This window comes from Echinicola rosea (genome assembly GCF_005281475.1).
Classification (GTDB): Bacteria; Bacteroidota; Bacteroidia; order Cytophagales; family Cyclobacteriaceae; genus Echinicola; species Echinicola rosea.
Genome location: NZ_CP040106.1, coordinates 163,280 through 184,461 on the forward strand (window position 1 = coordinate 163,280; position 21,182 = coordinate 184,461).

Annotated in this window: 13 protein-coding genes; 8 read left to right on the forward strand and 5 right to left on the reverse strand. The window is 42.8% G+C overall.

The features are described 5' to 3' along the window. The first annotated feature begins 27 nt into the window (after positions 1–27). Positions 28–1,104 (forward strand): Ldh family oxidoreductase, encoded by a 1,077-nt coding sequence (locus FDP09_RS00770; protein WP_137400851.1) that lies wholly within the window; start codon positions 28–30, stop codon positions 1,102–1,104. A 119-nt stretch (positions 1,105–1,223) separates the two neighbouring features. Beyond that, positions 1,224–1,715 (forward strand): OsmC family protein, encoded by a 492-nt coding sequence (locus FDP09_RS00775; protein WP_137400852.1) that lies wholly within the window; start codon positions 1,224–1,226, stop codon positions 1,713–1,715. A gap of 85 nt (positions 1,716–1,800) precedes the next feature. Here FDP09_RS00775 and FDP09_RS00780 read toward each other — a convergent pair whose 3' ends face one another. Next, positions 1,801–2,871 carry a mannose-1-phosphate guanylyltransferase gene (locus FDP09_RS00780; RefSeq protein ID WP_137400853.1) on the reverse strand — a complete coding sequence of 357 codons (1,071 nt, stop codon included), beginning with the start codon at positions 2,869–2,871 and terminating at the stop codon, positions 1,801–1,803. Between the two features lie 8 nt (positions 2,872–2,879). Beyond that, entirely contained in the window at positions 2,880–3,848 is a 969-nt protein-coding gene (locus FDP09_RS00785) for a KpsF/GutQ family sugar-phosphate isomerase (RefSeq protein WP_137400854.1), read from the reverse strand. 100 nt (positions 3,849–3,948) lie between these two features. Here FDP09_RS00785 and recQ point away from each other — a divergent pair, with 100 nt between their 5' ends. From recQ to FDP09_RS00805, 4 genes are read left to right on the forward strand one after another with little or no spacing between them, the layout of a single operon-like run. After that, the gene (gene recQ / locus FDP09_RS00790; protein ID WP_137400855.1) at positions 3,949–6,126 is read left to right on the forward strand and encodes a DNA helicase RecQ; all 2,178 of its coding nucleotides are present in this window, start codon (positions 3,949–3,951) and stop codon (positions 6,124–6,126) included. 17 nt (positions 6,127–6,143) lie between these two features. Then, complete coding sequence (purD, locus tag FDP09_RS00795; RefSeq protein ID WP_137400856.1) at positions 6,144–7,436, forward strand: phosphoribosylamine--glycine ligase; 1,293 nt, start codon at positions 6,144–6,146, stop codon at positions 7,434–7,436. Between the two features lie 60 nt (positions 7,437–7,496). Continuing rightward, positions 7,497–8,897, forward strand: a complete 1,401-nt coding sequence (locus tag FDP09_RS00800) for a PSP1 domain-containing protein (protein ID WP_137400857.1) — start codon at positions 7,497–7,499, stop codon at positions 8,895–8,897. Beyond that, a complete protein-coding gene (locus tag FDP09_RS00805) occupies positions 8,887–9,369 on the forward strand; it encodes a gliding motility lipoprotein GldH (protein WP_137400858.1) in 483 nt (160 codons plus the stop codon). Before FDP09_RS00800 ends, FDP09_RS00805 begins: the two co-directional genes overlap by 11 nt. A gap of 1 nt (position 9,370) precedes the next feature. Here FDP09_RS00805 and FDP09_RS00810 read toward each other — a convergent pair whose 3' ends face one another. Then, positions 9,371–13,363: an AAA domain-containing protein gene (locus FDP09_RS00810; protein WP_137400859.1), complete on the reverse strand. Its 3,993-nt coding sequence runs from the start codon at positions 13,361–13,363 to the stop codon at positions 9,371–9,373. 6 nt (positions 13,364–13,369) lie between these two features. Then, positions 13,370–14,182 (reverse strand): SDR family oxidoreductase, encoded by an 813-nt coding sequence (locus tag FDP09_RS00815; RefSeq protein ID WP_137400860.1) that lies wholly within the window; start codon positions 14,180–14,182, stop codon positions 13,370–13,372. 190 nt (positions 14,183–14,372) lie between these two features. On the opposite strand from FDP09_RS00815, the gene rlmD reads away from it, so the two are divergent. Further along, the gene (gene rlmD, locus FDP09_RS00820; protein ID WP_137400861.1) at positions 14,373–15,779 is read left to right on the forward strand and encodes a 23S rRNA (uracil(1939)-C(5))-methyltransferase RlmD; all 1,407 of its coding nucleotides are present in this window, start codon (positions 14,373–14,375) and stop codon (positions 15,777–15,779) included. A gap of 135 nt (positions 15,780–15,914) precedes the next feature. Beyond that, entirely contained in the window at positions 15,915–16,289 is a 375-nt protein-coding gene (locus FDP09_RS00825; protein WP_187328765.1) for a hypothetical protein, read from the forward strand. Between the two features lie 104 nt (positions 16,290–16,393). Here FDP09_RS00825 and FDP09_RS00830 read toward each other — a convergent pair whose 3' ends face one another. Beyond that, positions 16,394–21,172, reverse strand: coding sequence for a hypothetical protein (locus FDP09_RS00830; protein ID WP_137400863.1), 4,779 nt, complete (start codon positions 21,170–21,172; stop codon positions 16,394–16,396). Between the last annotated feature and the right edge of the window lie 10 nt (positions 21,173–21,182).

Below are 21,182 nucleotides of genomic sequence, written 5' to 3' on the forward strand. Positions count from 1 at the left end.
AGGTGAGCTTTAATTTTATACATTACCATGAATTTTGATTTCAAAAGTTTATTTGCATTTACAAAAGATATATTCCTGAAAATCGGTTGCCCTGAAGCTGATGCTCAAGCGGCTACCGAAGTACTACTTTCTGCAGACCTTCGTGGCGTGGATTCCCATGGAGTGGCGAGGCTATCAGGATATGTAAGACTTTGGGAAGCGGGAAGGATAAACCCTACCCCCAATGTCCGCGTGGTGCATGAAACCCCCAGCACTGCAGTAGTCGATGGAGACGGCGGTCTTGGTCTGGTAGTCGCCCCTATTGCCATGCAGATCGCCATTGAGAAAGCAAAAAATGCAGGAACTGGCTGGGTGTCCGTAAAGAACTCCAATCATTATGGTATTGCAGGTCACCACGCCCTGCAGGCCGCAAAAGAAGACATGATCGGCATGTCCATGACCAATGCCAGCCCATTGGTAAGCCCTACTTTTTCCAAAGAACGTTTGCTGGGCACCAATCCTATTGCGGTAGCCATTCCTGCAGGCGAGGAACCGACCTTTGTGGCCGACATGGCCACGACCACAGCAGCCAATGGCAAATTGGAGATCCTTCAGCGAAAACAAGAAGAAGCCCCTAACGGATGGGTACAGGACAAAGATGGCAATCCGACCACCAATGCTTTTGGTGTAAAAGAAGGAGGAGCCTTGTTGCCACTAGGAGGCGACCGTGAGCACGGCTCCCATAAAGGGTACGCTCTTGGTTCAATAGTTGACATTTTTTCAGCAGTGCTGTCAGGTGCCAATTACGGACCTTGGGTACCGCCGTTTGTAGCTTTCTTGGAGCCTGACCCCAATCCAGTAGGGAAAGGCATCGGTCACTTTTTTGGAGCCATGCGTGTAGATGCTTTTCGTCCCGCGGATGAATTTAAAGGCCATATGGACAATTGGATCAAAAGATTCCGTGCTGCCGAGACCACACCCGGCCATGAGAAAGTACTTATCCCCGGAGATCCGGAAAGAGAACTCGAAAAAGAACGAATGGAAAATGGCATTCCATTACTTGCCCCAGTACATGAAGACCTAAAGGCATTGGGAGAAAAACTGGGCGTCACATTTAGGCAATAATCATAAAACCAATCTAAGTGACCCAAATTATCGTATTCGCTGATATGGAAATTCAGCAGATACGATAATTTTACAATATTTTAATTTTTCAATATTCCATTTTTCCCTATCTTAATGACATGTCAAAATTCCATCATTACCAGACACTAATCACCTGGACCGGCAATACCGGCATGGGCACAAGAGGGTACTTGGCCTACCAACGAAACTTTGATGTCGTTACAGAGGGCCGGCCGGTCATTTACGGAAGTGCCGATCCCCATTTTCGTGGAGATAAATCACGCCACAACCCTGAAGAGTTGTTCCTTGCCAGCATCGCCTCCTGTCATATGCTTTGGTACTTGCACCTGTGTGCCGAAGCGGGAGTGAGTATCGTTTCTTATGAAGACCATGCGGAAGGAATCATGCAAGAAAACAAAAATGGCTCTGGCCAATTCAGTGAAGTGGTGCTCTATCCAGTAGTCACCGTGGAATCCGAATCCATGAAAACCAAAGCCATGCAACTTCATGAGGAAGCAAACAAGTATTGTTTTATCGCCAACAGCTGCAACTTTAAAATCCGCCATAAACCTGTCGTCAGGATTGCTTCCAAAAAGCAAAGCTATAGCTGATCCGATACATTTCGGATCAGCCGCTATGAGGGGGGAAAACTTGCGTTTAGTCTTTTAAAACAGTCTTGGCTCCTGATCAAGGAAATCAAATATAGTCCTCTCCCTTGTTCTTGGCGTCAGCGACAAATTCCTTGAATTTCTTTTCAGCATCCAGCTTACAGATCAAGAGCACATTTTCGGATTCATTGATGAGGTAATTATCCAATCCATGGACTACGACCAGCTTCTGGGGAGACACTTTGATGTAGCTATTGGACGTATCATAGAGCATGGCATTGGCATCCACCACATTATTGTTTTTATCTTTGGGCTTCAGTTTATGGATGCTCAGCCAAGAACCAAGATCAGACCATCCAAAATCACCCAGGATCAGGTAAACATCCTCTGACTTTTCCATAATCCCAATGTCAATAGTGACATTTTTCACCAAAGAATAAGCACGTTTCACGAACGCCTCTTCCTCCGAAGTATCATAAAAATCAGCTCCTTCTTCAAAAACCTCTGCTAATTCAGGCATCTGTTCTTCATATGCCCGGATAATGGACTTGTTTTTCCAAACGAACACACCACTGTTCCAAACAAAATCCCCACTTTCCAGAAAGGTTTTTGCCAGTTCTACATCCGGTTTTTCTGTAAAAGTCTTTACCTTCTTGACTTCCTTCTGGCTATCGATGTACTGGATGTATCCATATCCCGTATCTGGCCTATTGGGTTTGATGCCGATAGTAATCAAGTGACTGTCCTTTTCGGCCTCACTTAAGGCCAAAGCCATGGTCTCCTGAAAAGTCACTTCATGTAAGATCAAATGATCCGAAGGAGTCACAATCACCCGAGCGTCCGGATCTTTCTTTTGGATCACATAGCTGGCATAGGCAATGCAGGTGGCGGTATTTCTTCGAAGGGGCTCTCTTAAGATTTGGGCATCATCCAAGTCCGGCAGCTGCTCTTTGACGACGTGGGCATAAATATGGTTTGTCACCACAATAAACCTGTCAGGGCTGGACAGCTTCACAAACCGATCATAGGTATTTTGAAGCAAACTCCTTCCTGTACCCAGTAGATCTAAAAACTGTTTTGGAAGGTTATTCCTGCTATGTGGCCAAAATTTAGTACCAACTCCCCCGGCAAGAACAACAATATATGGTATATTTTGCATGATTTTTCTTAAACAATCCCCTCTTTCATTAAGTCGTGGATATGGATGAATCCAAAAACCTTCCCCTCTTCCTCCACTACCAGCTGCGTAATGTTACACTCTCTCATTCTATTCAACGCGTTCACGGCATATTCTTGGCGAGTAATGGTCTTCGGTCTTTTGGTCATAATATCTTTTGCGGTCACCTTGGACAAATCCTGGTGCTTTTCGAGCATTCTCCTAAGGTCACCATCGGTAACGATCCCCACCAACTTCTCATCGGCATCTAGCACTGCGGTGGCTCCAAGCCGTTTCCCGCTGATCTCGAGGATTACTGCGGTAAGCACCGCTTCTGCACCCACCACTGGCACAGCATCCTTTACCATCAAGTCCTCTACGGTCAGGTAAAGCTGTTTGCCCAAAGCCCCACCAGGATGGTAGCGGGCAAAATCATCGCTGCTAAATCCCCGAGCTTCCAGTAGGCAGACAGCAAGGGCATCCCCCATCGCCATATGTGCCGTGGTACTCGTAGTAGGAGCCAGGTTCAATGGACAAGCCTCAGCAGCAATCGTAGCATTCAGCACATAATCAGCATGCTCTGCCAAATAGCTTTCCGTATTGCTAACCAAAGCCACTAGCTTAGACCCCATCCGCTTGAGCATGGGCACCAGTACTTTCACTTCTGGCGTATTCCCACTCTTGGAGATACAAAGTACAAAATCTTCCTTTTGGATCATACCTAAATCACCATGAATAGCATCTGCGGCATGCATAAAAAGCGCCGGAGTACCCGTGGAATTCAGTGTGGCCACGATTTTGGTGGCTACAATGGCGCTCTTGCCCACCCCGGTAATTACCACACGCCCTTTGGAATGAAGAATCCCCTCCACACATGCTTCAAAGTCACCGTCAATATTCGGAATCAAATTTTGGACGGCTTCTGCCTCTGTTTGGAGAACTTTGATGGCACTGTTTCTAATATTTTTTATTATATTCAATTTTACCGAGGTTATTAATTAAATTTGTACAAAGGTAAAATTATTTGCTTTAAAAATTTAATGAAAAGCTATCGGCCCATCATTAAAAATAAATAATGGAGTGGATATAAAAATTAAAGAGAACCTCAAAAAGATTTTTGGTTTCAATCAGTTTAGAGGAAATCAGGAAGCAATTGTTGACAACATACTGCAGGGCAACAATACCTTCGTGATCATGCCTACTGGAGCCGGAAAGTCCCTATGCTATCAACTTCCCGCCGTTACCAAAGAAGGTACGGCGATCGTCATATCTCCTTTGATCGCCTTGATGAAAAACCAGGTCGATCAATTGAATGCTTTTGGCATTAATGCCCACTTCCTGAATTCAACACTCAGCAAAACAGAAACCAATAGGGTCAAAAAAGAAGTCCTTTCTGGTGCAACAAAACTACTTTACGTAGCCCCTGAGTCCCTTACCAAAGAAGAGAATGTGGCATTTCTAAAATCTGCACAAATCAGCTTTGTCGCCATCGATGAAGCCCACTGTATTTCAGAGTGGGGCCATGATTTCAGGCCTGAATACCGAAAGATCAAGAGTATCATCGGACAGATCGGTGAAGATCTCCCTATCATCGCGCTTACGGCAACAGCCACCCCAAAAGTACAGCAAGACATTCAGCGAAACCTCAACATGGAGGCAGCGGACCTGTTCAAGTCCTCGTTTAATAGAACCAACCTATTCTACGAGGTGAGACCAAAAGCAAAGTCAGACACCAAGAAGCACCTCATCAAGTACGTCAAATCCCAGAAAGGAAAATCGGGAATCATTTACTGCCTGAGCAGAAAAAAGGTAGAAGAAATCGCCGAACTCCTCAAGGTCAATGGCGTCAATGCTGTCCCCTATCATGCTGGCCTAGAATCCGCCATGCGCATAAAAAACCAAGATGATTTTCTCAACGAGGAAGTGGATGTGGTAGTGGCCACGATTGCATTTGGAATGGGGATCGACAAGCCTGACGTCCGCTATGTCATCCACTATGATGTGCCCAAGTCACTGGAAGGCTATTACCAAGAAACCGGCAGAGCGGGAAGGGACGGACTGGAAGGACACTGCCTGATGTTTTACAAATATGAAGACATCGTCAAACTAGAAAAGTTCAACAAAGATAAACCTGTCAATGAGCGTGAGAATGCCAAAGTACTGCTTCAGGAAATGGCCGCTTATGCAGAAAGCTCGGTATGCCGCAGGAGAGTACTCCTGCACTATTTTGGCGAAAGCCTAAATGAAGATTGTGGTTTTTGTGACAATTGCAAGAAAAAGAGAGATGCTTTCGATGCAAAAGATGAAGTGCTCACGGCCATAGAAGCCGTTAAGGAAACCCATCAACGGTTCACCCTAGACCACATCGTGAATGTCATCCGCGGTGAGCAGAATGAATACATGGAAAGCTACAACCATGATGGACTTTCAGTATTTGGTAAAGGGAAGAATGCCTCTGAAAGACACTGGAGATCCGTCATCCGACAAACCATGATCCATGGATTGTTGGAAAAAGACATCGAAAACTACGGTGTCATCAAGCTATCCGACAGCAGCGACGGTTTTATTAAAAACCCTCATGAGATCACGTTTACGAAAGATCATGATTTTGAAGAGATGATCGAAAATGACGAAGCTGAGGAAATTGCCAACACCAATAAAGCCTATGATGAAAAGCTCTTTGAATTACTAAAATTAGAGCGTAAAAAGGTAGCCAAAAGTAAAGGCTTGCCACCATATGTGGTCTTTCAAGATCCCTCCTTGGAGGAAATGGCGACTGTTTACCCTACTTCTAAAGAAGAACTTGCCCAAATAAATGGGGTAGGTATGGGAAAAGTCACTAAATTTGGAGCATCATTTCTCAAATTAATTACCAATTACGTTGAGGAAAATGACATTATAACGGCTTCGGACGTTGTCGTCAAGACCGCCGGAACACGCTCCAAAGTAAAGATATCAATCATCCAGCAGGTGGACCGCAAAATTGATCTGGATGAAATTGCCAGTAACCTGAATATCGAAATGTCAGAATTGCTGCAGGAAATTGAGCAGATCACTTATAGCGGCACCAAGTTAAATATCAATTACTACATCCATAACATTATGGATGAAGAGCGGGAAGACATCTTACATGATTACTTCATGACCGCCGAAACGGACAACATCAGAGAAGCACTTGACGAACTTGAGGATGAAGACTTTGGAGAAGAAGAAATCAGAGTTTACAGAATTAAGTTTATTTCTGATCATGCCAATTAAAATTTAGATTTAAATACATGAATATACTGTTATTAGGAAGCGGAGGAAGAGAACATGCCTTCGCCTATAAAATTGCCAATAGCCCAAAATGTGACCGTCTCTTTGTAGCGCCGGGAAATGCAGGTACCGCCGACATTGCCACTAATGTATCCATTGGCATTACGGATTTTGCGGCCATGAAGGAGTTTGTCCTTGCCAATTCGATAGATTTGGTAGTGGTAGGCCCCGAAGAACCATTGGTTAAGGGCGTGGCAGACTATTTCGCTTCACAAGAAGAGACAAAAACATTACCTGTTGTAGGCCCAAAACAAAAAGGCGCTACACTTGAGGGAAGTAAGGATTTTTCCAAACAGTTTATGCAGCGCCACCAAGTGCCCACCGCTGCTTCAGCGACCTTTAGCAAAGAAACCATAGACGAAGGACTGTCATTTATCAAAAAACAACAACTCCCAGTAGTACTAAAGGCTGACGGCCTGGCAGCGGGGAAGGGTGTGCTGATCTGCGAAACCTTGGAAGATGCCGAAAGTTCATTCAGAGAGATGTTGCTGGAAAGCAAATTTGGTTCGGCCTCCGAGAAAGTAGTCATTGAGGAGTTTTTGTCAGGTATTGAACTCTCCGTATTCGTAGCGACAGATGGCAAAAGCTACAAGATTCTTCCGGAAGCGAAAGATTACAAACGTATCGGCGAAAAGGACACAGGCCTCAATACAGGCGGCATGGGAGCAGTCAGTCCAGTCCCTTTTGCCAAAGGAGAGTTCCTGAAAAAAGTCGAAGAAAAAGTGGTCAAACCGACCATTGAGGGGCTTGAAAAAGACAATATAGATTATAAAGGCTTTATCTTCATTGGCTTGATGAATAACGATGGAGAACCCTATGTGATCGAGTACAATGTACGCATGGGAGACCCTGAAACCCAAGCCGTGCTTCCTCGTATCAAGAGTGATTTTGTATCGCTGCTTTATGCCATGGGTACGGGCACTTTGGAGGATTATGAATTAACACTGGAAGACTTTACAACGACTACTATCGTTATGGTAGCAGGAGGATACCCAGGAGGCTATCCAAAAGGCGATGTGATCAGCGGACTCGAAAATGAAACCGGCACCAGTATCACCTTCCACGCGGGCACCAGCATAAGCCCTGAAGGAAATGTGGTCACCAATGGCGGCCGAGTACTGGGTATCACCGGCAAAGGAAACAGCATAGAAGAAGCACTTTCCAATGCCTATTCCAGGGTAAATGAAATATCCTGGAAAGATGTCTATTTCCGAAAAGATATCGGTCAAGACATCCTAAATTATGGTAAATAAAACCATAATTTATTCACGAGGAGCATGTTTCAAGCATGTTCCCTAAATAATATATGAATTATGGCAGGATGTAGTAGCTGCTCCACCACCGCTGGAGGCGGAGGTTGCCAAAATAATGGCAGCTGTGGTACGAGCGATTGTAATAAAATGAATTCCTTTGATTGGTTGTCCCATATGGGCATTCCAACCGTGGATAATTTTGATATTGTAGAAGTCAAGTTTAAAGGCGGAAGAAAAGATTATTTCAGAAATGTAAACCACCTCCAGCTCACCACAGGTGACCCGGTGGTGGTGGATGTGCCCAGTGGCCATCATATCGGTTATGTTTCTCTCCAAGGGGAACTGGTAAGGCTTCAAATGCAAAAGCGAAAGATCAAAAATGATGATAATATAACCAAGATTTATCGTGTCGCTTCACCAAAAGACCTCGAAAAGTGGGAGGAAGCAAAAAACAGGGAAGTACCGACCCTATACAGAACCAAGCAAATCATCGATGAGATAAAACTGGAAATGAAATTGTCCGATATAGAATATCAAGCGGACAATTCCAAAGCTACCTTTTACTACTCTGCCGATGAGCGAGTGGATTTCAGGGAACTGATCAAAATACTGGCGTCTGAATTCAAAATCCGTGTAGAGATGCGGCAAATCAGCCTTAGGCAAGAAGCAGGCAGATTGGGCGGTGTAGGTGTGTGCGGTCGAGAATTATGCTGCTCTACTTGGATCCATGATTTCAAAAGCGTCAGCACATCGGCTGCCCGGTACCAAAACTTATCCTTAAATCCCACCAAGCTTTCCGGGCAATGTGGAAGGCTTAAGTGCTGTCTCAATTATGAGCTGGACACCTACATGACTGCTTTGGAAGACATTCCAAATATCGAAAAGCCTTTGTTGACGGAAGCCGGTTCTGCAAAACTCCAAAAAACCGATATCTTCAGAAAGCTGATGTGGTTCAGTTATAACAATGAGAACAACTGGCATTCGATCGACTGTGAAAGGGTGAAAGAGATCATTGAAATGAATAAGGAAGGCAAAAAACCTTTCAGCCTTGAGTTCAATGATGTCGCGGACCTTGAAGAAGATAAGGTCAATTCCAATATCGACTTGGAGATGTTGGACAAAAAATTCAGCAAGAACAACAAGAAAAAGAAAAGGCGCAAACCAAGGCCCAAACAATCGACAGCCAAGGCAGCCGAAGGCCAAAGAGAAAAGCCCATTGGTCGGGGACAAGATCCTAAAGAAAACAAAGGGAAGCCATCTCGTCGTAAACCATCCAATAGAAGAAGAGGAGGGGAAAATAGGCAAGGACAATCTCCACAACAAGCCAAGCCAAATACTGATCAGAAAACGCCACAATCCTCTTCACAAGGTGGCAAGCCCAAAGGCGGCAAAGGCCGGAACAACCGCAGAAAAGGGGGAAGAGGCCCCCATAAAAAAGGCAATCAGCAAAATGAACAATAAATCAATGGCAAACAGGCTATACGGTTCTTTGCTCATGGTATTGTTTTTGTTTTCCTGTAACAACAACCGAATATACGAAGAATACCAAGGACTGGAGCAGCTCTCTTGGCCCATCGCTGACACGGTCAGTTTTGACATTGAAGTCCCTACCGGACAAAATGTCCTTTCCACCCTACGTATAAAATACAACCAAGATTATGATTATTATAATCTTTATGTAAGGTATTTGGTAAAAGACAGTCTTGGGCAAGTAGTGAACAATGAGCTTTTGGACATGAATCTTTTTGACCCCAAGACTGGAAAACCGCTGGGCAATGGCTATGGCTACAGCTTTACACAGACGGACACCCTGCCTTTAAGGAATTTTAAAGAACACGAAAAACTTACGGTGCAGTTTATCCAGTACATGCGAAGCAATGACTTGGATGGAATTGAATCAGTAGGGATAAAACTTGAAAAAGGAGTGAACTAAATCACTCCTTTTTCATTTCATCATGGATTTTCGTCTGGAGTAAATCTTCTTTGTCCAGCCAATATTGCCTACTGAAGACATGGGTAATATTCCAGCCTTTCTCCTTCAAAGCTTTAGGATGGTACACATATGCCTCTTTGGCCGTTTTGGCAGAAAACAGCCGGTTATCATCCGTCAAGACAGCACCTACATACCTATCGCCTTCCAATAGCTCCAAATCCATTTGACGTGAAATGGTAGAGCTTTTTACTGCGTGATTGCCATATGTACCTTCCAGTTTATGTTTGAGGTACCATGAGACCTCGAATCCTCCTGCTGTTTGCTCTTTTATGCCTACTTTTTTACCATTGGACACTTCCTCGGCATATTCCAAATAATCCCTTAGCAGCCGAATCCCTGGATTATAAATCTGCTTGTTTTTAAAATCACGCGCAGAAATACTTGTGATCACAAAAACCTTTCTCCGCGCCCGGGTTACAGCCACATTGAGCCTATTGGTCCCTCCATCCTTGGACAGGGAGCCAAAGTTGGCGATAAACTTCCCCGCCTTGTTCTTCGCATAACCAATAGAAAACAGGACTATATCAAACTCATCCCCCTGAACATTTTCAATGTTCTTGACTTTAATCCTCTTGCCCGTTTGTCCACTTAGCTTTCTGTCTTTCTCCAACAGATCATTGATTAGCTCTCTTTGGAAATAGTTAAAAGTGATCACCCCAAAGGAGTAGTTGGGGTATTCTTTCTCTAGCGATTTGAGCTCAAGAACCACTCTCTCTGCTTCTACTATATTAGTCTGCTTATCCCAGGTTCCATCCACCTTAATCCATTGATATGATCGTTCCGGTGTATTGAGGCTTTCCATTTCGGGAAGCATTGTCAGGTTGTTTTGATAAAAATGCTCATTTGAAAAAGCGATCAATGATAATGAGCTGCTGCGATAATGTCCTTCTAAACTATATTTTTTAAAATAACTTGAAGCCAGCCCTAAGAGCGATTCTATTTCCAGTGCCATATCTTCATGATCGTGGCTATCCATCCGCATCCGATATAGGTCAAACGGCTGTAATTGTTGGCTATCGCCGGCAATGAGGACCTGCTTTCCCCTGAGCATTGCGGGCAGGCCTCTTTCTGCAAAACACTGGGACGACTCATCAAACACCACGAGGTCAAATCTACTCTCAATTGGGAATAATGCCGACACGGTTTCTGGAGATGCCAGCCAGCATGGCACCAAACGAAACAGTTCTGATTCAAATTTCTCTACCAGCTTTTTTATACTCCATATCCGTTTTTTCTTGGTCACTTGATGCAGCAATTCACGGTAAGTAACCAAGTTATTCAGTCGGTTATATTCAAGCTTCCTGAAGGTGTTTTCCCGCAGTCGCTGCTCTGCCATGAATCGGCTTATTTTTAATTTTTCGTCCACGGATTCAGAAAACTCCTCCAGCACATCCCTGACCTTATACAAACTCATCTCTTGAAGTACCGGATACTTGGCTTCGATGTGCTCGATCCAGCTGATTTTCAGCCCTGCCAAAAAAACTTGCTTTAGTTCCTCAAAGCTCTTGCCCGGATATTCATCCATCAGCTTACTAATCACTTCCAAGTCAATGCTCCTTAATTTACGCTTTAGCCTATCCAAAGCCACCATTTCTGTAAAATTCTCCGTAATGGTATCTTGAATCTTATCGAGCTTTTCCTCGTCTGAGGTAGTCAGCAAGTGCTTGATCTGAATAGTGGTAAAATAATTCTTCCAGCCAGCGGCCTTATGTTCTATCAGTTCATTGATCCCAATAAGTTCTTGCAGTATTCTTCTAAAATGATCAAAATCCGCTTTTTCAAAAATCAAATACGGGGTAAGCACCCCTAGTTCTTCTAGGATAAATCGTGCTTTTACCGCTTGTGTAAGGATGTGGAAATCATGATTGAACGCAGTAAAATCAAATGGTTTTGCGAGAAGATTGATCCACGGCTTTCTGTCCAAGAGGGTGTACTGATGGTTCATGTTCAGTCTGTTTTCCAACATTTTGGTCAGAACTTGCAAGCCCTCCTTATCGTTATTGAGCGCATTGTGCTCTAGCAAAGCCCACACCTCCTTAAATTCCTTTTTATAGAATTTAAGGGAAAGGGATTTCCACCAAGAATCTTTCATCGCTATCACATGAAGTACTTTTTGGTAGGTATCCTCTACTTTGCCGTCCTGAATGGACCATTCCACTCCTTCTTCTGCCAAAAGGTTCTTGATGATGTCCACCTTATTTTCCAACCACAATAGGTCCATATCGGACTTTGGATATTTCATCAATACTTTCAATGCCAAGAAAATTTCCTTGCTGTTAATCAGTCCCTGCAATTCCTCCAATCTTCCCTTATGCTCAAACGACTGGTAAACCAACGGAAACTCAAATGGCTGGTATAACAGGTCTCCAAGAATCAACTCCGCTGTACTTTTCAGTTCCTTGATTTCCAGTAGGTTTTCCTTGAAACGGTGAATGGCATTGGCTGTAAACTCTGCAAAATCCACCCTATGAAGCCAAAAGGAATCCGCTTGCTCATATTTGGGACAATAATACAAGTACTCCTTAAGGTCACGCAGAACTTCATCCAGCACATTCCAATGATAATGCTTGTAATACTGTGTGAGGTTAAGGTGCTCATCTCCCAATGAAGAACTCATGTACAATTCCTTGATTGGCACACCACATTCTTCAGTATTGAAAAGTGCATGCCTATAATCTTCCAAAAAATCGCCATGGTTCTCTATCGTACGGACGATCTTACTGAAATTCCTTTCCAATTGGATCGCATCTAGGCTTCTGTTTAGCTCTTTATAGACACCTAGGGAGTTAATTTGATCGGTAATTTTCTTAAACAAGGACGCTCTGTCCGATCTAAAATCATGCACCAATGCCAAAAAAGCCCCATACCCTTGATCTACTAATCGGCTATGGACCACATCCAATGCTGCTCTTTTTTGAGAGACCACCAGTACCTTCTTGTCCCTAGCAATGAAATCTGTCACCAAATTGCAAATCAGCTGGGATTTGCCCGTGCCAGGAGGGCCTTCTACCACGCAGGATCCCCCTTCCCGCACCGTCTTCAGTACTTCTTCCTGGCTCGCATCCAACGAAAAGGTATTGAACAAATTTCCCGCTGCCTGAGAAACAGGCTCTTCTTCCCCATGCGCAAACCACTCCGTAAAAAGGCCCTCCAAATCCCCCGCCGAATACTTATCCATCAACTCCTCATAATCCCTGATCAAAAAGGAACTTTTCTGTGAAAACTGTCCCAACACCGCAGAAGGAGTCAATCTCAACACCCCGGTTTTGTATCCCTTGTCGCATGCTGCAGCACTCTTTAAGGTGAAGTCTTCAAGCTTGTCCTGAAAAAGCTCCTGACTGAAGTTAAGTGACAGTTCTTTTTTCAGGTACTGATAGAGCTCAGTCCGGAAAGGAGTAGGCTCCTTCGGAAACAACTCCAACGGGTTCTCCCACCATTCCTTCTTAAAAGGTTGCTGATTGGCATTGGCATAAGCCAACAAAAAAGCCCTGTTAAAAAAAGGCTGATCACCGGATTTTTTCTTGAGGCACCAGTGCTTCCCTTCCCGCATTAGCCGGACCGGAAAAAAAAGCAAAGGACACCTAACAACCTGCTCATTAGGGAGCTTACCTTCTATAAAAGGCCAAGCGACATAAAGGCTTTTTTCACCGCTTTCCTCTTCGGCCAATTTCACTCGCTGTTGTATCCGCTTTAAACGAAGCGAAAGCTGATTGATGTGACTGTCCCTAGCATCCTCAACGGGAAGAAGTGGTACTTTCTTTTTTCTCCCCAATAGCTCCACAATATAGGTAAAGGAATTTTCATGCTGTAGAAACTGGATTTCCTTCAAGTCTATCATTTGGGTGCTCACCAGTTTTGGCAAGAAAATGGACCTGTTCCTCGCTGACAAATCCATCAACCTGTTCATATAGACCTGAAAGATATCCTTTATCATAAAATCCTATTTAAATGGAGATTCCTTTTCCTTTGCCATATGGTTATATACAATACCGTCCATGATTCCCGGCATCCATTTATTCAAAAACACAGCCAATTTTCCCTCGCTCGTCAATACCAGGTCACGCTTACGCTTCAATGTGGCTTTTAGAATATGTTGAGCCACCTCATCAGCGGTCATCATATCATCTTCGTTCCTAGGAGATTCCCCCTGCGCCCCGCCGTCAGCAGTCAAGGCATTGTTTCGGATGTTGGACGCTGTAAACCCCGGACAGGCTACTAGGATATGAACGCCCCTTTTCATAACTTCTGTACGCAGTGACTCCAAAAAACCGTTCATGGCATACTTACTGGCGGTATAAGCGGTTCTGGCAGGAGTTCCTCGATACCCGTTGATGGACGAGACACCAATGATTGAGCCTTTCTGATCCAAAATTTCAGGGAGGCAATACTTAGTAGCATATACAGTTCCCCAAAAATTGGTGTCCATCACCTTATGGAAAACGGCGGTGTCCAATTCCTCAAAAAGAGCCCGCATGGATATGCCGGCATTATTGATCAGTATGTCGATCTTCCCAAAGTGGGCTTTCACCTTATCGGCCATGTTTTTATTGTCATCTTCAACCCCAGCATCCGCCAATATCCCCATGCATTCCACTCCTGATTGCTGCAATTTTACCAAGGTATTATCTACTTTCACTTGACTTCTACCTGTAATCGCCACCTTGGCTCCCTCTTTTCCAAAAGCAAGGGCACATGCTTCCCCAATACCAGAAGTAGCTCCGGTTACGATCACTACCTTATCTTTTAAATTCATTCTCTGTTTCATACTTTAAGCCTAAATATAAGCATTTCGACCAAATTGGTTGCCCGTACCCAGTCGAATTGGTAAATGATGGTCGATCAAAAGGAAATCAAGCCTAAAATCTTATGCCTGAAAAACGCATCATAGCGACTACTCAGAATCCATTGCCACAATTCAGATAATATCATTAATTTTGCAGCCTATGTCGAGAAAGATGAAAAATAAGGTTTTAAAGAACCTTACGATAGAGCGGATTGCCTCTGAGGGCAAGAGTGTTGCACACTACGAAGGAAAAGTAGTATTTGTCCAAAATGTGGCACCAGGAGATGTGGTAGACGTCAGGATCAGGCGTGGAAAGAGCAGTTTTATGGAAGGTGAAGCCATCCATATTCATGAATATTCCAAAGATCGGGTAGAGCCCTTCTGCACTCATTTTGGTGTATGCGGAGGGTGTAAATGGCAGCATATCAATTACGATCTGCAGATGGAATATAAGCGCCAGCAGGTCCTGGACCAGTTTCAGCGGATAGCAAAAGTCCCCATTCCGGAAGTCCTGCCCATTATAGGCTCTGCCGAGACCCAGTATTACCGAAACAAATTAGATTTTACATTTTCCAATAATCGATGGCTCACAAAGGAAGAAATCGATTCTGGAAAGGATTTTGAAAGAAATGCCCTTGGTTTTCATATCCCTAAGAGATTTGACAAGATCGTAGATGTGGAGCACTGCTATTTACAGGGAGGGCCATCCAATGATGTGCGGAATGCACTTAGGGATTTTGCCCTTGAGAAAGGACTGACTTTCTTTGATATGATCAAACAAGAAGGACTTCTGCGAAACCTCATCATCAGGACCAGTATCACAGGTGAGACCATGGTGATCGTACAGTTTGGAGAAAACGCCCCAGAGCAGATCGACCAAGTCATGACATTTCTTTCCGAGCGATTCCCAGACCTCACCTCTTTGCTCTATATCATTAACTTAAAGAAAAACGAGACTTTCCACGACCAGGATATCCACACCTTTATGGGGAGAGATTATATTATAGAGGAAATGGAAGGGCTCCAATTCAGAGTAGGTCCCAAATCTTTCTACCAAACCAATTCAAAGCAAGCTTATGAGTTGTATAAAGTGGCTCGGGAATTTGCAAATCTAAGTGGCGACGAAGTAGTGTATGACCTATATACGGGCACAGGAACGATCGCCAATTTCGTAGCCAAAAAAGCCAAACAGGTCATCGGTATCGAATACGTCGAAGCAGCGATTGAAGACGCCAAGCTGAATGCCAAGGAGAATTGTCTTGACAATACCTTGTTTTATGCGGGGGATATGAAGGATATGCTAAATGATGAGTTTGTCGCTTCACACAACGCTCCCGACGTAATCATCACCGACCCTCCACGTGCCGGGATGCATGAAGATGTGGTCAACATGCTCCTCAAACTGGCCGCTCCGAAAATCGTTTATGTGAGTTGCAACCCTGCTACTCAGGCCCGGGATGTTGCCCTTCTGGGCGAAAAGTATAACGTGGATATCGTTCAGCCAGTGGATATGTTTCCACAGACCTATCATGTCGAAAATGTAGTTTTGCTTACCTTACAGAAGTAATGAATGGAGAATTTGAAATTATAAATTGATAAAAGAGGTTGCAGATCCTTCATGGTCGAGACAGGTTATCCACCGAGGACTGTGTCCCGAAACCAATAACCTCATAACGAACCACTCGCAAAAATAATTAACATCATGAGAGACGATAATGATCCAGAATTGAACGGGAAATACCTTGGAACGATTACCAAAGACTTTGTCAAAGTATCGGAAACACTGAAAGAAGCATCATACCAAGTACGATCCAGGAAATTTTCCGAATTTCCCATTTTCCCGGTTTGCAAAACCGAGCAACCGATCGGACAGCTATTGATCGGTAATACAGATGTAAAAGTCGATTGGAATTATTACATTACTTATTTGGATGAATTTGTCCAGCGAAAATTGGTGGATCAAGAAGCTATCGAGGATTTCAAAGGCGCCTATAAAAATCCTGATGAATACTGTTGTCTCTTTGTAGTGGATCAGGACTTTACCAATTTCGTTTACATTCCCTACCCAAATGAATAAATTTAGAGGGGGTCCCTTGCGGTTGTTAGCAATGGCCCCCCTCTACCACAAATCTACCATTTTTATAAAGCCATATACACTTTAAGTAAATTCGCCATATCTAATTATTGGATCCTCCTTGGTGTATGCATCGCAGGATTGGTATAAATCCTGCGTATCTTACATGCACTTTCCTCACTATCCCAATATAAATCCATCTGATATGGAGTGTTTTCGTACACTCCGGAACTGGTTTTTTCCAAATAATCATGAAAACCATTAAAAGGCCCTACGTTATCCCCTCCGTTTGAAGGATCCAGTCTTGACATCCCAACGGTGATGGTCGTATTTTGAGAATCATCTGTTTCGTTGACATTTACAAGCTCCCCTGACACCATTAAAGCCCTTTGGCCATTTTCCAATAGGTAATCACTAACCTCTGCTTCCTTAATATCAGGACAACCATCGCCATCGCTGTCCAAGTCCAAATGGTTGGGTACGCCATCTCCATCGGTATCTATTTCATAGCAAACCCCTTCTAGTGCAACATCAAAAGTGTAAGCAAAAAGGTTTGCCACAAATTTCCTGATATTGGTATCTGTATTTGAAGAAGATTGGTTATCCCGCAATGAAGTAGCATCAGGAATGATTACAATTCTACGGTCTCTATCTTTAATCGCAACGGCTTTACCATTATCATCTACCATTGCAACTTCAAAGTCTCTGAGTGATGAATTAACAGTCATTTGAACGGTTCCCGATTGGCTAATATCTGAAATTGGCCAATAACCATTGGTAAAAACTTGCTCGCCTATAAGGCCATAAGGTACATCAGGGTTGTCATTATCGTTTGTTATAAAATATCCATAGTCAATTGCATTGTTCTGCAATACTAAAACTGCTTTGTCATGATCTATTGCCCATTGGAGTAAAGTCGTATTCACCGATTCTGGCACTTTGCCTGATGAACCTGGGTCATTTTCAGCGTCAGCAATACTAGAGCCTACAAAAAACACATCTATCCCTTGAGCAATAAGACTAGCTTCTGTAATGTCTCCAGCAGAAGCAAATGGAACAACCTCTACAGATTCCACATTACTATACACCCCATTTTCCCCATAATTATCGGGGTTTATTAATAGGTTAGTCATCATTCCAGATCTCCCTGTGCTTGTATCTAAATACCCTACTTTAAAAGACCTATTTAATACTGCGTTACAACTATGCCCCTCTATTTTATCAAGTATTCCGTCATTATCATCATCAAGGTCTATCAAGTCAGGAATACCATCTCCATCTAAGTCTTGACAGCTATTTATGGCTGCGTTAGTCGCCTGTTCATTATAGGTGCTTTCATAATCTACTATTCCTGATAAATCACTGTCTACAATATCGGCTAAGCCATCTCCATTTTGATCAGAAGATGTGTTTACCTCCGTGTCAAATGAAAAGTCAGCGGGAGCTAACAAATCATCAATTGCTCCTGCTTCATAAGCATCAGAACAACCATCATTATCGCTATCGGTATCTAAATGATTAGGGACCGTATCACCATCGGTATCTTGCTCATCGCAAAATTGCTCTAAGTACCTATCAAATACATACCCCCATAAACTAGCTATGGCTTTTTCACTGTCTGAAGAAGGAGTGACTGTATTGTCGTTATCGAGGTACATCGTGGCATCTGGAAATATAACAAGGTTTATATCTCTGTCTGCTACTAAAACATCATGATTGTAATCATCCCGCATCAAAACGTCATAAGACCGTGTAGAGGAATATATAGTTAACTGAACTGTACCTGTTTGATCTAAACTAGTAGTTGGCCAATAACCATTAGTAAATACAGTATTTCCTAATGCTCCATATGGCATTCCTGGGTTTTGGTTATCATTACTTAGCCTATATCCATAATCTACCGCATTATTTTGAAGCGCGAAAATACCTTTATTATGCGCTGCTGCCCAGCTACTTAGGGTTTGATTAACGGCTGTTGGTGCCTTTCCTGAATATGTTGGATCATTTAACGATTGGCCATCTATATTAGACCCTACATAAAATATATCTATATTATTTGCTAGTAAATTAGCTTCTGTTACTTCTGTCGGTGAAGAAAAAGGAATTAACGTTACCCCACGCACCTTATTATACACGCCATACAAACCAAAGTTATTAAGGTTATACAACAAGTCTACCATTAAACCATCTGCTGCTGCACCATCGTCAAGGTAACCTACCCGTATGGTTCGGTCTAATTCTTCACAAAAATATCCTTCATCTTTATCCGTTACCCCGTCGTTATCGTCATCAATATCCAATGCATCACACAGCCCATCGCTATCTGTGTCTAATGGGTAGGCCTCACACATTGTTTTGAGTGTGAAGTTTACTTCGTCACACAAATCATCTTGAATAGCTATGGCTATTTTTTCAGGTGCTACTACAGGATATTCTATTGTTTCTCCTGCTTTTACTATAATATCAGGAAAACTATCATGAATCTTAAAATCATCTATGTACACGTATTCTCCATTATCTGAAGTTGATAAAAATTCAACTTGTACATTTTCATTTCCAGGTCCTGTAAAATCCTCTATCCCAATATACACTTCTTGAGGTGAAAGGTTATTGTATTCAGTAGTGTTACTATATTCGTAAAGATTGGTGTAGGTAGCCCCTCCATCGGTAGAAACTCTAAATATAAAGCCTTCCCCATTTTCAAAACTATTACCACGATCATAAACAAACGTTATAAACGCATCATCGCTAAGTCCAGATAAATCTACACTTCTATACACCCTAGTTCCATTGTTAATATACATTTGCTTACCTAATATCTCTGATTGACTCGATCCATTTACTGTACCTGAATTACTTGAATTGCTTTGGAGCCATTCTGTAGTAAGCCAAGCATAAATTTCTCCAGAGCTATTATCTCCATTGGAAAAAACAGAACCTTCAAAATTATCGGCTATCGTAATAGTGGAAGGAACCGGATAGGTATAATTTCCTGCTGCGCCGGTAAGAAGGGTAGCTATTTCTTTATCACGCCCATTTACGGCACCATCTCCATTAAAATCACTAAAAATTCTTACGCTATTATTTTCCAAAGGAGAACCGTCATTTGTAACAACAGTACCTTCAACTATATAACATTTCAAACAAGTAGCTGCTTTTATTCCATCCAAACTTGACCCTACTCCTTGTTGGACTGTAACTCCTCTTACAATTGGAGAACCATCTGCATCGACACAGGCACCATCAGCACATAGATTTTTAGTGGCAGCCGGATTTCCACCATCATTAAAGGCCTCCTGTAAGTCTGCCATAGAAAACCCGCCATCTCCTTCCAAAGCATCTGGACAACCATCGCCGTCGCTGTCGAGGTCTAAATGATTAGGTATCCCATCTTTATCATAATCACAAGCCCCTCCCTCCTCTCTTATTGCCACCCTATCAATTACAAAATCATCTTCACTATTGCTCGGCCCTAAGGTTTTAAACGCTAAATAATAATCGTCTGATGATGAATTGACACTAAAACTACTATTAATCACTTGATAACCTTTACCCGTCCCTCCGTCATTATAGTTTTTCAAGGAGCTCAATGATTTTCTCACTATCTCTTTTTCAACAGCATCAGTTGTTCCGTTATATAAATAAACAACATAGTCCTGATTATTTGAAACTGGAAAACCTCGTAGCGCTATATCAAATGCAAGTTCATAAGTTGCCGTTGAAGATAATTTCTGCGGAAACTTGTAAACAATTGATTTGTTGGGATCTTCACACAAAGCATTTATCGCCCCAGAATTGCTGTTATCTCCATTTAGTTCCCCAAATAAATCTTCATACAGCGGAGAATTTACTTGCCCACTATTAACTCCATACCCAAACACTCCATTTGGGTACTGAAAATGTTTAACTTCAAAATCGTCCCCTTGGGAAATGTACCAATGGGGAGCAGTATTAGCATTCGTAAAACCTCCATCAATAATTAATCCTCTAAAATACTCAGGACTTTCATCAATATCCGGAATCCCATCATTATCATCATCTAAGTCATTACCATTGATTACACCGTCTCCATCATAATCACAACTTGGATCTGTTAAATCTCCACCAGGACAAGGAGCGTAAGCACAACCTCCCAAAAACTTAATTTCCGCTACGCCAGACCTATCAGATACCGAATAGCTAGATGTAATTTCTACTCTTGAAACTGGTCCTGCAAAATAAAAAGTTACTCTTGCTGTGGAATTTGAAGGTGCACTAAGAGACGTGGTCGCAGAATTAGTCCCCGAATTACTAATGTTAGCCGAATAACCACTTTGAGAGGTATATGAGGTATAACGTACCGGATTGCCTTGAGGATCATAAGCTGTTAACCTAGCGCGTTCTGCTCCACTGGAGGTATGGGCTAGATTACCTATATACAGGTAAAAGTTCTCCAAAGGTCTATTGAATACGATATTTCCACCCCTATAAGTCGTTCCATCACTAATTACTGTAAGCCGCTTACCTAGACTATTTTCACTCCAGTAAATCCCGTTTTTGGTCCCTATTTGCTCCACCATAAAAGTAAAACCATCAATTGGGGTTGCTATTGGTTCTGTTAGTGTGTGTAAATAAGTAGTTTCGCTAAAGCTCATGGTATTAGGGCTGATAACTTCGGTATTACTGTCCTCCGCACACGGAGATGCAGAGGTTGCGATACCTCCATCGAAAGACTTCCCCTCAAAAACCTCTGCACTTGGCTGCCAAAGCAAATATTTGAAACGATCAACTCCGTTATTCAAATATGTTTCACTTTTGGTGTCGGCATCTAATTTGGGCATGCCATAACTAGACGACAGCAACACCAAGGCAAAACCTAACAATATCTTATAATTCACCTTATACATAAAGCTTACT

Bases quoted from the DNA above. Each gene is read 5' to 3' on its own strand.
- FDP09_RS00770 (WP_137400851.1), top strand. From the start codon at position 28: ATGAATTTTGATTTCAAAAGTTTATTTGCATTTACAAAAGATATATTC.
- FDP09_RS00775 (WP_137400852.1), top strand. From the start codon at position 1,224: ATGTCAAAATTCCATCATTACCAGACACTAATCACCTGGACCGGCAAT.
- FDP09_RS00780 (WP_137400853.1), bottom strand. From the start codon at position 2,871: ATGCAAAATATACCATATATTGTTGTTCTTGCCGGGGGAGTTGGTACT.
- purD (WP_137400856.1), top strand. From the start codon at position 6,144: ATGAATATACTGTTATTAGGAAGCGGAGGAAGAGAACATGCCTTCGCC.
- FDP09_RS00800 (WP_137400857.1), top strand. From the start codon at position 7,497: ATGGCAGGATGTAGTAGCTGCTCCACCACCGCTGGAGGCGGAGGTTGC.
- FDP09_RS00805 (WP_137400858.1), top strand. From the start codon at position 8,887: ATGAACAATAAATCAATGGCAAACAGGCTATACGGTTCTTTGCTCATG.
- FDP09_RS00810 (WP_137400859.1), bottom strand. From the start codon at position 13,363: ATGATAAAGGATATCTTTCAGGTCTATATGAACAGGTTGATGGATTTG.
- FDP09_RS00815 (WP_137400860.1), bottom strand. From the start codon at position 14,182: ATGAATTTAAAAGATAAGGTAGTGATCGTAACCGGAGCTACTTCTGGT.
- rlmD (WP_137400861.1), top strand. From the start codon at position 14,373: ATGTCGAGAAAGATGAAAAATAAGGTTTTAAAGAACCTTACGATAGAG.
- FDP09_RS00825 (WP_187328765.1), top strand. From the start codon at position 15,915: ATGAGAGACGATAATGATCCAGAATTGAACGGGAAATACCTTGGAACG.
- FDP09_RS00830 (WP_137400863.1), bottom strand. From the start codon at position 21,172: ATGTATAAGGTGAATTATAAGATATTGTTAGGTTTTGCCTTGGTGTTG.